This is a genomic window from Sphingomonas sp. AC435 (assembly GCF_979253005.1).
Window position 1 is genome coordinate 79,109 of record NZ_CEEDCJ010000002.1, and the last position, 12,417, is coordinate 91,525.

General features: G+C 65.7%; 13 protein-coding genes. 3 read left to right on the forward strand and 10 right to left on the reverse strand.

What is annotated here, in order from left to right:
• Positions 1–57: 57 nt before the first annotated feature.
• From AC0CH8_RS03990 to AC0CH8_RS04000, 3 genes are all read right to left on the reverse strand, one after another.
• Positions 58–3,114, reverse strand: a complete 3,057-nt coding sequence (locus tag AC0CH8_RS03990) for a TonB-dependent receptor plug domain-containing protein (protein WP_465238787.1) — start codon at positions 3,112–3,114, stop codon at positions 58–60.
• A gap of 261 nt (positions 3,115–3,375) precedes the next feature.
• Positions 3,376–4,215 (reverse strand): hypothetical protein, encoded by an 840-nt coding sequence (locus AC0CH8_RS03995; protein ID WP_465238788.1) that lies wholly within the window; start codon positions 4,213–4,215, stop codon positions 3,376–3,378.
• A 71-nt stretch (positions 4,216–4,286) separates the two neighbouring features.
• The gene (locus AC0CH8_RS04000; protein WP_465238789.1) at positions 4,287–4,805 is read right to left on the reverse strand and encodes a hypothetical protein; all 519 of its coding nucleotides are present in this window, start codon (positions 4,803–4,805) and stop codon (positions 4,287–4,289) included.
• 234 nt (positions 4,806–5,039) lie between these two features.
• Here AC0CH8_RS04000 and AC0CH8_RS04005 point away from each other — a divergent pair, with 234 nt between their 5' ends.
• The 3 genes from AC0CH8_RS04005 (at position 5,040) to AC0CH8_RS04015 (ending at position 7,750) form a co-directional block, all read left to right on the forward strand.
• Positions 5,040–5,627, forward strand: a complete 588-nt coding sequence (locus tag AC0CH8_RS04005) for a hypothetical protein (protein ID WP_465238790.1) — start codon at positions 5,040–5,042, stop codon at positions 5,625–5,627.
• 782 nt (positions 5,628–6,409) lie between these two features.
• Complete coding sequence (locus AC0CH8_RS04010) at positions 6,410–6,700, forward strand: hypothetical protein (RefSeq protein WP_465238791.1); 291 nt, start codon at positions 6,410–6,412, stop codon at positions 6,698–6,700.
• A 762-nt stretch (positions 6,701–7,462) separates the two neighbouring features.
• Positions 7,463–7,750, forward strand: a complete 288-nt coding sequence (locus AC0CH8_RS04015) for a hypothetical protein (RefSeq protein WP_465238792.1) — start codon at positions 7,463–7,465, stop codon at positions 7,748–7,750.
• Between the two features lie 30 nt (positions 7,751–7,780).
• Here AC0CH8_RS04015 and AC0CH8_RS04020 read toward each other — a convergent pair whose 3' ends face one another.
• The 7 genes from AC0CH8_RS04020 to AC0CH8_RS04050 are packed head-to-tail and all read right to left on the reverse strand — an operon-like array spanning position 7,781 to position 12,387.
• Positions 7,781–8,122 carry a LuxR C-terminal-related transcriptional regulator gene (locus AC0CH8_RS04020; RefSeq protein WP_204194015.1) on the reverse strand — a complete coding sequence of 114 codons (342 nt, stop codon included), beginning with the start codon at positions 8,120–8,122 and terminating at the stop codon, positions 7,781–7,783.
• On the reverse strand, positions 8,119–8,895 hold the full coding sequence (gene sctT, locus AC0CH8_RS04025) for a type III secretion system export apparatus subunit SctT (RefSeq protein WP_465238793.1): 777 nt from the start codon (positions 8,893–8,895) through the stop codon (positions 8,119–8,121). The genes AC0CH8_RS04020 and sctT overlap by 4 nt, the downstream gene beginning before the upstream one ends.
• Before the next feature lie 26 nt (positions 8,896–8,921).
• Complete coding sequence (gene sctS / locus AC0CH8_RS04030) at positions 8,922–9,191, reverse strand: type III secretion system export apparatus subunit SctS (RefSeq protein WP_204194018.1); 270 nt, start codon at positions 9,189–9,191, stop codon at positions 8,922–8,924.
• A 30-nt stretch (positions 9,192–9,221) separates the two neighbouring features.
• A complete protein-coding gene (gene sctR / locus AC0CH8_RS04035) occupies positions 9,222–9,893 on the reverse strand; it encodes a type III secretion system export apparatus subunit SctR (RefSeq protein ID WP_318293451.1) in 672 nt (223 codons plus the stop codon).
• Between the two features lie 3 nt (positions 9,894–9,896).
• Positions 9,897–10,928, reverse strand: coding sequence for a FliM/FliN family flagellar motor switch protein (locus tag AC0CH8_RS04040; RefSeq protein WP_465238794.1), 1,032 nt, complete (start codon positions 10,926–10,928; stop codon positions 9,897–9,899).
• Positions 10,925–11,248, reverse strand: coding sequence for a FliO/MopB family protein (locus AC0CH8_RS04045; RefSeq protein ID WP_465238795.1), 324 nt, complete (start codon positions 11,246–11,248; stop codon positions 10,925–10,927). Before AC0CH8_RS04045 ends, AC0CH8_RS04040 begins: the two co-directional genes overlap by 4 nt.
• Complete coding sequence (locus AC0CH8_RS04050; RefSeq protein ID WP_465238796.1) at positions 11,248–12,387, reverse strand: EscU/YscU/HrcU family type III secretion system export apparatus switch protein; 1,140 nt, start codon at positions 12,385–12,387, stop codon at positions 11,248–11,250. Before AC0CH8_RS04050 ends, AC0CH8_RS04045 begins: the two co-directional genes overlap by 1 nt.
• Positions 12,388–12,417 lie beyond the last annotated feature (30 nt).

Sequence of the window (12,417 nt, forward strand, 5' to 3'; positions counted from 1 at the left end):
ACGAAAAAGGGGCCCTGGCGAATATCGCCGAGGCCCCTTTTTCTTCGTCATACCGGCTTAGAAGCCGAACTTGACGCCGGCGCGGAACTGACGGCCGAAGATGCCCTCACCCGCCTGCACCGGGTTGTAGAGATACGCACCATAGGTCGCCGGATCGAGCGGCGGCAGGTCGTTGAGCAGGTTCAGGACGTTGAAGTAGAAGCTGAACTTGTCCGTGACCTTGACCGTGCCGACGAGGTCGACGGTGATGTATCCGTCGACATTCTCCGGCAGGTAATCGACCGCCAGGCCGCCGTCGCCGCGCACGCCACCCTGATCCTCCGCCGACAGGTTATACCCGGCGACGTAGTTCACCGTGCCGCTGAGGCTGAACTGGTCCTGGATGTCGAGCGTCTGCGTGACGTTGGCGCGCCAGCGGGGCGTGCCCGAACCCGCCGTCAGGTTGTAGTTGCCAAGCGTGCCGACATACTTCTCCTTGCGGCCACCCGGAAACGTCGTGCTCAGGTCGAACAGGATGCTGCCTTCGCCCGAGATCGTGTAGCGGAGGCCGTCGGTCAGGTCGAAACGCGCCGTGCCGCCAATATCCAGGCCCTGCGAGTGGATCGTGTTGGCATTGACCAGCTGCGACCGCACCAGACCAACGCGCGGCGTGGCGTTTTCGAACCCGACGCCAACCGCGTCCGGAATGACCTCGAAGCCGTCAGGGATGGTCTCGCCTGCGTAATAGGCGGCCAGTGCGTCGCCCGCCGTCAGCGTCGTGATCGCACCCGTCTTCTTGATGTCGAAGAAGTCGACCGTCAGGGCGACGTTGCGGATCGGCTCGAACACGATACCGGCGGTGAAGCTACGCGACTTTTCCGGGTTCAGGTTCTGGCTGGCGAGCGTCGTCTGACCGTAGCTGCCGGACCGGATGTAGGTCGGACAGTCGGCGAACGTGGCGACCGTGCAGCCATATTGCGCCAGGTACGTGTCGTTGAACAACGTCGCATTGTTCGTGACATAACCGGTCGTCGGCAGAGCGTTGGCCTCACCGAAGCTTGGGATGCGGAAGCCGCGCGACCACGTTCCCCGCACCGCCAGCTGGCGGAACGGCGTGAACTTGGCGCCGATCTTTGGCGAAAAGTTGCTCTGGCCCGACGAATAATGATCGTAACGGCCCGAGGCGTTCACCAGGAACTGCTCGACGATCGGCAGCTGCAACTCGCCGAAGGCCGAGCTGACCGTGCGGTTGCCGCTGGTGCCGAACGCATTGATCGTGAAATACCGCTGCGTCGGACCGTTGATGTCCGGGTTCGCCGACGGCGCGTCAATTGCCTCGTAGAACACCGATCCCCCGAATGCGAGCTGAGCCGCGCCACCCGGAAGCTGGAACAGCTCCTTCGAAACCGACGCCTGCAACTGGTACAGGTCCGAGCTCGAGTCCGCGATGTTGGTCGGGGTCAGGTAATCGCGCGTCGCCTGCGAATTCTGCGACGGGTCGAGGAAGTTGTAGCTGCCGTCCGCGATCACATCCAGCAGATGCTGGATATAGACATAGCCTGCCTGCGTGCGACGCAAGTCGGTGTGCATCGCGGTCGCATCGACGCGGTAGTTCCAGCCACCGTCGATCGTGCCCTGCACACCAGCTGCCGCACGATAGACGCGGTTGCGCGTGGCGTTGTACGTCACCGAGTTCGGCAGCGTACCGAGCAGCAGCGCCGTCTGACCGGCCGCCGCGAAGGGGTTGTTTGGGTTGAGCGTGCCGTTGGTGGCGCCGCAATTCACCGTACCACGCGGGCAGACATAGACCGGCAGCGTCAGGGGAGCCGAGCCAGGAGCATATTGCGCCGCCGCCGACGAAGTCGAGAATTGCGGGAAGAGGATGCCCGCCGGCGCGTTGCCGCGGATGACCGACGGATCGCCGCTGTAGTTGGACGAGGACTGCTGGAAATTGACCTGGAAATAGGCCTCCGCATTGTCGCCGACCTTGCCGGTGAACCGCGCCGACGCGCCGAAACGCTCGATGTTCGGCGACACCACGCCGTACTGATTCACCAGATCCTGCTGGCAGACGACGTTGGCGATCGCGCCGTTGTTGGTCTGCGCACGATCGGCGTCCGTGGTGTTGTACGGGGTGCCGTTCAGACAGCCCGGTGTCAGCAGCTGATATCGCGATCCGGGGACGGCCGTCGTGCCCGTCGCGGGACGCACGAAGAAGTTCGCGCCGGCGATGACGCCGTTGTTCGGCAGCAAGCCGTCGGAACCGAGGCCGTTGGCGATGTTGTTCGGACCACCCGTGCCGACGCCGCGCTGGTCGGCGGAGTTGAAGGGATAGGGCAGGTCGCGATTGTAGACCGCCTCGCTGCGGAAGAAGAAGCCGCTGATGTAGGCGTTGTAGCCCTTCTCATCCAAATCGCCGGTGCCGGCGGTCAGCGTCAGGCGCTGGTTGGCCGCGACGCCGTCCTGGCTGATGCCCGCTTCCGCACGACCGCTGATACCGTTGAACTTGCGCTTGGTGATGACGTTGACGACGCCCGCGATCGCGTCCGCGCCGTAGCTGGACGATGCGCCGTCGCGCAGGACCTCGATGCGGTCCACGATATCGTCGGGGATCGTGTTGAGGTCGACGAAGTTGCGCGTCGCATCGTCGGCGAGCGGGTAATAGGCCGCGCGCAGACCGTCGAACAGCACGAGGGTCGAGTTGGTCGACAGACCGCGCAGCGACACCGCCGACGCACCGCCGGCGAAGGCGCCGTTGGCGGTAAAGGAGTTGGTCAGCGCCGGGCCGTTGTTCGATGCCAGCGACTGGATCGCACCCTGCACCGTGTTGATGCCGCGCGCGTCCAGATTGGCCGCGGTGATCGTCGTGACCGGCGACGGCGTCGCCGAGTCGGTCTGACGCAGCAGCGAACCGGTGACGACGATCTCGTCGTTGCCTTCCGTGGCCGCACCCGTGGCGTCGGTCGCGTTCTGGACCTGCGTGGTGGGTTCGGCCGAGCGGGCTTCGGCGTTGGCCGCGTCCTGCGCGGGAGCCGGCGCGTTCTGCGCTGCCGCGGGGGCGCTCATGGCGAGCAGAACGGCCAGCGTCGAGACGCTACCGCCGAGTGCGCGCCACTTGGTCGCTGAGCTAATCATGGTGTTACTCCCCTTACGCGGCCACCTCGGGCGGTCCGCTCACGTGCGTGCAATCATCACCGGGCTGACCCGGAACGGACGCTGCATAAGCCGCTATGTGGCTGAGTAAACTTGACGATTTTGGTAAATTGGTTTTCGTCAGAACCGTTGCAACAAGGTCACAGTTTATGACCTATTCGGACCTTTCCGGACACGTACGACAAGGCTGGCTGCGCGCGAATGTCATCGCCGCGGCCTGCCCGACCTGCCGTAATATGCCGGTCAGATCCGCACTACCGACCGGCGTTCGACGCGGTACCGCATTTCCGCAGCGAAGCTGCGCGCGGCGGCCTGCTGGTAGACGCCGGCGTCGCCATCGCGGCCCAGACGCTCCAGTTCCGCGAAAGCACGTGCACCGTGGCGCTTACTGGCGAACAGCTCTGTTGCCGTCTCGGCGACGATCTTGCCACCGCTCGGCCATGTCGACAGACAGGCAAGGCCGGCGACGACCTCCCGGAGTTGATCGGGTGCGATGTCGGTACGCTTCAACAGCGAACCGCGCCGATACGCGTCGGGATAGTACCGCTCGAACCGCGCGATCGTCTCCGCCTCGACCGACGCGCTTACAGTGTAGGGCGACACACAGCCCGGCGTCGTATCGGCCGCGGCCAGCGCTACCGCCGCTGCGGGTGACGTCATGCGGCCATCGACCCAGTCGAACTGCACGATCTGCCGCGACACCGGGTCGGGCATCGCAACGCTCGGCGCTCCGGCGCGCAACCGCAGCGTCGCGCCGTCGGCACAGGTGCCGAACGGTGCGGACACCTGCAATGCCCCCGTCGCTGGCTGAGTCACGATGACGTACCGCGCCGGACACTCGCCAGCCGCCGCGCCGCGAACCAAATGATAGCGTCCCGTGCGGCCGCGCACGGTGCCGACGACGCGGACCTGATCGACCAGCGTAGCGCCGAACGGCCGGGCCACGACCTCCTTGCCGATCCGGATCGATTGCGGGTCCGCCACCGTCGCCTTGCTGGCGGACGCCTTCGCCGGCGCCCCGCCGGTTTGAGCCTCTGCGCTGCCGGCAATCGCCAGCACGGCGGTCAGGACGAGCAACCTCATTGGCGAATTCCCCTGCTTCTGCCGCTATAGACCGGCCAAACGCCTGGAAGTTCCGGGCGATGACTGCCGGGCTATTCGAGGCCGACCGAAAGTCGTGCCGCAGCGGCATTGACCCCATCGATCACGCCGTCGATGCCGCTATGGTTACCGCCGGCGCCGTTTCCGTTGACCGACGCATCGAGCGCCTGCCCCATCGCTGCGATCTGCTGATCCGCCGATCCGCCCGACAGGCCGGCGACATGCACCACCGCGGCACGCGTGAAATCCTCCAGCGCGCGGTGCAGTTCACCCGACTGCGCCGGCGTCGCCCCGAACCGATCAGACAGCATGTCCGTCAGCCCCTTGAGGCCATAGACGTCGCCGCCCCGCGCCAGTTCGGCCATGTCCGGCCTAAACCCGTCCGACACGCCCGCCTGAGCCGTCCACGCTTCCGCCGGTGCGGAGGTCGGAGCCACGGCTCCTACCCAGGCGAGCACGCGGTGCCCGACCTGCCCCAGCGCAGCGCGTGTCGCGTCGGCGGCAGTCTCAACGGAGGAAGTGCCCGGCTGAGCAGCGGGCGACAGGGATGAAATGCGGTCGATCGGTGTCATGGCTATTGCTCCAACGTGCTCCCGATATGCGAGCAAGGCGGACGCGGCGCCATAGTCGCTCCGACTAGTCAGCATCGGCGGCCCTCTAAGCGTTTCGATTAGACGTCTAGTCGATTTGCTGAGCGCGCCCGCCGTCGGAAGTCGCCATAAAGAGTCGGCAAGGCGGCGATCGGCGTCGCCCTTCGACCCCCCGGACCGGGCTCACCCGCCGGGATGATTGATGGGAGAATGACAATGTTCGGTATCAATCTCAACGCTGTATCGCTTCTCTCCACGGTTGCGCTTGGACCTGCCGGCGGCATCGGGGTTCAGCTCGCCACGCAGCTGTTCGGCAACATGAGCCAGCAGCTGCTCCAAGGGATGGGCGAGCGCCTTAACCTGCCTCAGACTGACATCAGCGCTGCAATCGGCAGCCATATCGGTTTTGGCGGCCCTTCGAATCAGGACCTGCAAAGCTCGATCAACGACATGGGTCAGCGCACCGGAGCCAGCATCTCGGATATTGCCACCGCACAGCGTGAGACTCAGGCAACCTTGGACAATGTGCTGAACGAACTATCGCAGGGCGACGACGTCAAGGATGCCAAAGCCGGCGGCAAGGGCAAGGGCTGGCTGATGGCCCTCGCCGAGGTCTTGGGCGCCAAGATGGACGACCTTGCCGATCGCATGGGATCAATGGCGCGCGAAATTAGCGATGGCGCGGCCAGCAAGTCCAGCGAGTTCACCGTGCTGGCGCAGGAATTCGGTCTGGTGATGAACGCCGCCAACACGTCGATCAAGACGATCGGTGAAGCGATGAACAACACCGCCCGCAAGGGTTAAGATAGCCGACATAGCCCGGGCGGCCGGGGGTGGAGCAACTGTTCCACCCCCTGTGTCGTTAGGCTCACGGCAGGTTCATTTAGCGATGGCTATGGTGATCATGCTGTACTGCTGACCGAGGAGGAAACGATGCTGAGGGTCCCCATCGCTGCTGGTCTTCTGGCCGGTATACTTATCCCGTCCGGCGGGAGCGCCCAGATGACGCCCATTGATCCGGCCGCGTGGTCGACGCCAAACGTCATGGTCGAGGGCATGCGAAATCAATCGCGCAGCAGAAATCGGTCTGTGCCCAGCGGCGAAGCCTCCGCAATCCGGACGTGCCAGAGCCTGCCCACCTTTCGTAGAAAACTCGGCGCGAGAGATCCAAAGATCATCAAGCTTACCAGCCTCTGCCGCCAGGCGGGCTATCTCTGACCAGGCGTGCGATCTCTGAACAGCGGGCATTTAGAGAGGTGACATGCTGAGGCACCAAGCTCTTCTTTGCACGCTGTTATCGATAGCGTCGCCCGTCGCAGCGCAAGACGTGCTCGGACCGGTCAACCCGGTCGATTATATGCCCGCGATCACGATGGGATCGGCGATCGAGGCGGATGTCCGGAGTTCCTCTCGCCGCCGCGCAGCTCGTTCGCGGAGCGTTTCCGATGCGCAGACCTGCCGCGAGTTGCCGATGTACAGATCGAAGCTTGGGGCCAATGACTCGCGGATCGTCCGCCTGACCAGAGCGTGCAGGCGGGCAGGATATCGGTGATCGCCGGCAATGTGACCGTTACGGAGAAAGCCTTATGCACCATCTCGTATATTCGGGAGCGCTGGTCTTGATCGTAGCCCCCGCCGCTGCGCAGGACGTGCTCGGCCCCGTCAACCCTGTCGATTATATGCCGGCGATCACGATGGGCGCCGCCGCCGAAGCCTCCACCCGGTCGTCTGGCGGGAAATCGCGCGGCCGGGGCGGATCAGATGCGAATACGCGCCGCACCTGCGCGAAACTTCCGACCTACCGCGCACATTATGGCCGATCCAATCGCCAGATCATCCGGCTGACGCAGCTTTGTCGCAAGGCCGGATACCGATGAGTGCGACGCGTTCCGCCGCACCCCGGTACCCGACGATGCTGGCTCTCGCGGCTACGGCTCTGCTCGCCGGATGCGGCACGCATGCCAGGGCGCAGGATTTGTACACCAGCCCACTCGATCACACCGGCGTGATGGCGCTCGGCTCGGCAGCGGACGCACAGGCCGAGCAGGTCGCTCGGCAGGACCGGTCGAAGCGGCGATCGACCGCGCGACAGCCCAGCACGCGTCGCGCCTGTTCCGCAATACCGTCGTTTCGCGCCAGATTCGGTGCTTCCGATCCGCGAATCGTCCGATTGGCACGGCTCTGCCGTCGGGCTGGTTACCGGTGACGTCAGGATGGTCAGCCGAAACCTGGGTGATCGAACTCGTTGTGTCGTTGTCGGAGGAAGCCTGATGAAGCCCAATCCCTTTCCCGCCCTGATCGCTTTCATGGCCTCCGGACTCGCCGTGGCTCCGGTCGGTGCGCAGTGGGACCCCGGCCTCGTCGCGCAGGGTCAGGTCCTGAGCGGCACGGCGCGCGGGTATGCGGAACGCGGAGGTGTGCGAGATCGGGCCTCGAGTCGCACCTCCGCAAGCGACGCGAGGATATGCGCGTCTCTTCCTCAGTACCGAGCGCGCTGGGGCCGCAAGCACCCCAAGGTGCTGGGACTCGCGCGTCTTTGCCGGAAGGCGGGGTATTGACGGTGTCCCGGTCGGCGCAACCTGCCGGTCTTGATATCGAACGTGGCCGACCCGCATCGGCTTAGGCGCTGGAGCAATTGCATGTTCAAGGTTCGTGGCATCCCGGTCGTCGCTATCGTCACCACACTCTGGTGTGCGCCGGTGGCGGCACAACTCGATCCGGCCATGATCGCGCAGGGACAAGTGTTGAGCGGCACGGCGCGCGGCTACGCGGAACGGGGCGGCGTGCGCGACGACGGCGGCCGGGGCTCGCCCGAGAAGACCGCCCGGATTTGCGGACAGGTGCCGAAGGTGCGCGCCCGGCTTGGCGCGAAGAACCCGCGATATCTGGAACTGGCGCGATTGTGCAGGAAAGCCGGCTATCCCTGAGCGCTTGACCCTGACGGTCGCCGGCCTCGCTCAATCCGCAGGGTAGAACAGCATCCCCGCCAGCGCGGCGAGTTCGCGCATGCCGTCCAGCTCCAGCTTGCGCGTCACGTTCGACAGATGCACGCGCACGGTGTTCTCCGAAATCAGCAGCAGCGTCGCGATATCGGCGTTCGCCCGGCCCCATCCCAGAAAACGGATGCAGGTCAGCTCCATCGGCGTCAGCTTCAACAGCGCGTCGCGGTGGCGCGCGGGGACCCGCGCCGCCTCCACGATATGCTCGCCGAGCGTGACCGGGGCTGCCGCGCCGGGCTGCGCATCCGCCTTGCGCAGCAGCTCCGCGATCGCCGCGAGCCGCTCGGCATCGTCGGTCACTTGCTCAGGCCCTTCAGGATGCCGATCACGACATCGGGCCGACTACGGATGTCGCGCGCGACGATCTCCACATACGATCCCGCCAGCATGAACAGCACCAGCGTCGCGGCGAATGCCTTGATCGACAGCGACAGGGTGAAGACGTTCAGTTGCTGCGCGAAGCGGTTCATCAGGCCGAGCGCCATGTCGATCAGGAACAGCACCGTCAGCACCGGTGCCGCGAATAGCGTGGCGAGCACCGTCAGCCGTCCAAACTCACCGATGAACAGGTTCAGGCCGCGCGCATCGAGCACCGGCATGGTCGAGGCGATCGGCCACAGCGCGTAGCTTTCCATCAGCACGCCGATCAGCAGCGTCAGTCCGCCCGAGGCCATGAACACCACACCCGCCAGTCGGCCCAGAAAGGCACCGTTGAGCGAGGTCTGATGCCCCGACAGCGGGTCGACGATCTGCGCCAGCGTCGCGCCGACCTTGGTATCAATGATCTGCCCCGCCGCCTCCAGCGCCCACAGCACCGACCCGAAGAAGAACCCGACAACGAGGCCAACGAACACTTCCTTGGCGAAGATCTGGAGCCACTGACCGGGCCCGAGCGCGAGAATGTCGATCGCCGGCTGGAGGATGAACGACACGAGGCCGAGCGCGATGAACACGGAATTGCGGACCAGCGCCGGCACCGTCTCGCTGGAGAAGATCGGCAGCAGCAGGAACGCGGTCGCGATCCGCGCGGTCGCCATGCCGAGCAACAGCGTCTGGTCGGCCCAGCCGTTCACCTGGCAACGCCGTTCATCTTACCCGATCACTGTGACGTGATGACCGCGAACTCCGTGAACACGCGGTCCCCGAAGCGATACAGCGCACCCGCGAGCAGCGAGGCCGTGACGAACAGCGTCAGCACGATCGCAAAGAACTTGATCGTGTATTGCAGCGTCTGTTCCTGGATCTGCGTCGCCGCCTGCACGACGGCGACCAGCAGTCCGGCGACCGACGCGACGATGATCGGCGGCGCGGACAGGATCAGCACCAGCCACAATGCCTCGTTGGTCAGCGTGACGAAATCGCCGTTCATCGCGCGTGCCTCCCGTCAGACCCGTTCCCGTCAGACATAGGATAGCACCAGCCCGTGCGACAGCTTCACCCAGCCATCGACCAGCACGAACAGCAACAGCTTGAACGGCAACGATATCGTGGTGGGGGACAGCATCATCATGCCCATCGCCAGCAGGATGTTGGAGATGACGAGGTCGATGACGAGGAACGGCAGGAAGATCAGGAAGCCGATCTGGAAGGCGAGGCTGAGTTCGCGCACCACGAACGATGGCACGACGACGATGAAGTCGCGGTCCGTCATGGTCGAGGCGACTTCCGGATTGCCGACGCGCTGCGCGGTGCGCAGAAAAAAGCCGCGCTCGGTCGGCGAACTGTGCTTGATGAGGAACGCGCGCAACGGCTCCTTGCCGGCGTCGACCGCGGTCAGCATCGTGCCCGTCGATCCGGCGATGGCGCTGCCCGCCGCCACCGACTGGTTCTGCTGGATCTGCGCCTGCATCTGCTGGCCGACAGGGTACATGACGTACATCGTCAGGATCAGCGAGAGGCCGTTCAGGACGATGTTCGGCGGCACCTGCTGAAGGCCCAGCGCATTGCGCAACAGGCTCAGTACCACGACGATCTTCGTGAACGACGTCACCATCACCGCGAAGAACGGGGCGATGGCGAGCGCGACGACGACGACCAGCGCGGAGCCGGGCGTGAAGGTGGAAAGATCCACGCCTCAGTCGCCGGGTGAGAGCGGCACGTCGGTGACGAGCACGCCGAACCCGTCGCCGATTGCGACCAACTCGCCATGCGCGACCACCGTGCTGCCCGCGAGCACCCGCACCGCGAGCGTGCCGCCGGGTGACGGCAGCGGCAGGACGGTGCCCGGTGCCAGCGTCGCCAGCGTTTCGGTGCTGATCCCGTCGCCCGGCAGCTCAATGACGGTCGGGATCGACACGCCGGTCAGGTCGACGGACGGCCCAGCCCCCCCGGCGACCGGAGAGGGTATCGGCTCGTCGCGCCGCTCCTCGATGGAGTTCAGCGAATGGTCGGCAGCATGTTCGTGCACGATGTACGCTCTCCCGGCGACGTCGATTCGTCCCACAGCCATATCGTTTCGTCCCGGCAACGCCAATCGCGCGCTCAGGGGCGATGTCCCCAACAGGATCAGATCGCCCCGCGCCAGAGCCTGCAATCGCTTGACCGGCAGCGATGGCCCGGCCCACCGCAAGCGCCAGCGCAGGTGAAGCGATGGCATTGCCTGCGCCTCGAGTTCGCCGACTTCCAGCGGCTCGACGTCCAGGTCGCTGGGTAGCGCAACGATCAGGCGGCTATGCGCCTGCCCGCCATGGCCGCCGTCGCGGTGCGCGTCGATGCGCAGAAAAAGATTTTCGCGCGGTGCCTCGCGGATCAACCCGGCTGGGAACAACTCGGTGCCGAGCACCCGCTCCAGCGTGGCGACCACGGGCTCGATCCGCAGCAGCGCCGCCGCCGCGCTGGCCGCATCGGGCTCTCCGCCCGCGGTCGTCATCGGCGCCAGATCGCCATCCAGCAGCAGCGGCGACACCAGCACGGCACGGCCCCGCCCGTCGAAGCGGATCCACGCCCCCGCCGCACGGCGATCCCGCTCCGTGGCGAGGCGCGCGCGGGTGCGCAGGCGATCGACGACGCGACGGTTCAGGCTGGCGATCAACAGGCTCTGCAGCTTGGCTTCGCCGGGGTCGAGCCGCCGCAGCGCGTCGCGGATCGGGCTGTGCCGGTCGCTCACGAACGAACCTCGGTCTCGGCGTCGACGGGTCGCACCGTCGTCCGGCCCCAGTTCTTCAACAGGCTGACGCCGCCGCTCGCGACGCCGATCAGCATCAGCTCGCCCTCCGCCTCGACCAGGATCAGTCGTTCGCGCTGACCGACCGCCAGTGCGCGCACGAAGCGCAGTTCGCGATCCGGCTCACCCAGCCGCCGCCCCATGCCGCGGTCCTGCCAGTGGCGCATCAACCGGATCGCGCCGTATGCGAGCCCGAGCACGATCGCGAGCGCGATCACCATGCCGAACAGCCCCGAAATCGCGGTGCCGAGCGTCGAGTCCATCAAGCATTCTCCGAAAGGTCGACGGGCCGGTCACCGGCCTCGCCGTCGCGGACGCGTTGCGCCCACAGGATGATCTGCGCGATCGCGTCGAACATGTCGCGCGGGATCACGTCGTCGACGCCGCAATCCTCGTACAGCTTTCGCGCGACGGGAACGTGTCGAATGATCGGCACGCCCGCCTCTTCCGCGGCTTCGCGCATCGCTTTTGCCAGCGGTCCCTCCCCCTTGGCGCTCATGGTCGGCACGGGGCAGGTTTCGCGGTCGTAATCGATGGCGATGGCGATGTGCGTCGGATTCACGACCAGCACATTTGCCGAACGCGCCGCGCCGACGGAATTCTGGCTGGACCATTCCTCATGCAGTTGCCGGCGCTGCTGCTTGATCTGGGGATTACCCTCGTTTTCCTTCGACTCGTCGCGGATGTCGCGCAGGCTCATCCGCAGCTTCTTCGTGTAGCTATGCTTCTGCCAACCGAAGTCGAGCACGGCGACCAGCAGGAACACGCCGAACGTCCACAACAAAGCGTCGCGGACCAGCTCGCCCGTGAACGCCAGCGCCGCCGCCGCCGCGGGACGCCCGTCGACCTCCGTCTCGCCGACCAGCAGCGGCCCGGTCTTGCCGAGGATGTCGCCGAGCGAGCCGCGCAGCACCAGCCAGATCACAAACACGATCAGCGCCGCTTTGGCGATCGTTTTCAAAAGCTCGATGACGTTGTCGAGGCTGAACATGCGTTTGATGCCCTCGACCGGGTTCATCTTGTCGAACGACGGCGTCATCTTCTCCATCGTGAAGACGCCGCCGGCCTGGAGGAACTCCGCCAGCACTCCCGCCAGCGCGGCCGGAACCAGCGCGACGGCGGTGATCACCAGCAATGCGACGACAGACGCGTGGCCGAGCGACGCCAGCGCGATAGGAAACGGATCGCCCCGCCCGATCATCGTAAACCCGGCATCGAACAGCCCGACGATGTAGTCGCCGGCGAACCGCACGCCGAACGCCATCACCACGAACCAGACGAACAGCACGGCGGTCGCGGTGACGTCCTTCGACTTGGCGACGTCGCCCCGCTTGCGCGCGTCCGCCAGCTTCTTGGGCGTCGGCTGTTCGGTCTTGTCGCCACTGTCGTTCTGCTGAGCCACGACATCCTCCCGAACCTTGCAGCAACGCAT

What these genes read in the sequence shown, in the direction of transcription:
- AC0CH8_RS03990 (WP_465238787.1), bottom strand. Translation starts at nt 3,114, where the DNA reads ATGATTAGCTCAGCGACCAAGTGGCGCGCACTCGGCGGTAGCGTCTCG.
- AC0CH8_RS03995 (WP_465238788.1), bottom strand. Translation starts at nt 4,215, where the DNA reads ATGAGGTTGCTCGTCCTGACCGCCGTGCTGGCGATTGCCGGCAGCGCA.
- AC0CH8_RS04000 (WP_465238789.1), bottom strand. Translation starts at nt 4,805, where the DNA reads ATGACACCGATCGACCGCATTTCATCCCTGTCGCCCGCTGCTCAGCCG.
- AC0CH8_RS04005 (WP_465238790.1), top strand. Translation starts at nt 5,040, where the DNA reads ATGTTCGGTATCAATCTCAACGCTGTATCGCTTCTCTCCACGGTTGCG.
- AC0CH8_RS04010 (WP_465238791.1), top strand. Translation starts at nt 6,410, where the DNA reads ATGCACCATCTCGTATATTCGGGAGCGCTGGTCTTGATCGTAGCCCCC.
- AC0CH8_RS04015 (WP_465238792.1), top strand. Translation starts at nt 7,463, where the DNA reads ATGTTCAAGGTTCGTGGCATCCCGGTCGTCGCTATCGTCACCACACTC.
- sctS (WP_204194018.1), bottom strand. Translation starts at nt 9,191, where the DNA reads ATGAACGGCGATTTCGTCACGCTGACCAACGAGGCATTGTGGCTGGTG.
- AC0CH8_RS04045 (WP_465238795.1), bottom strand. Translation starts at nt 11,248, where the DNA reads ATGGACTCGACGCTCGGCACCGCGATTTCGGGGCTGTTCGGCATGGTG.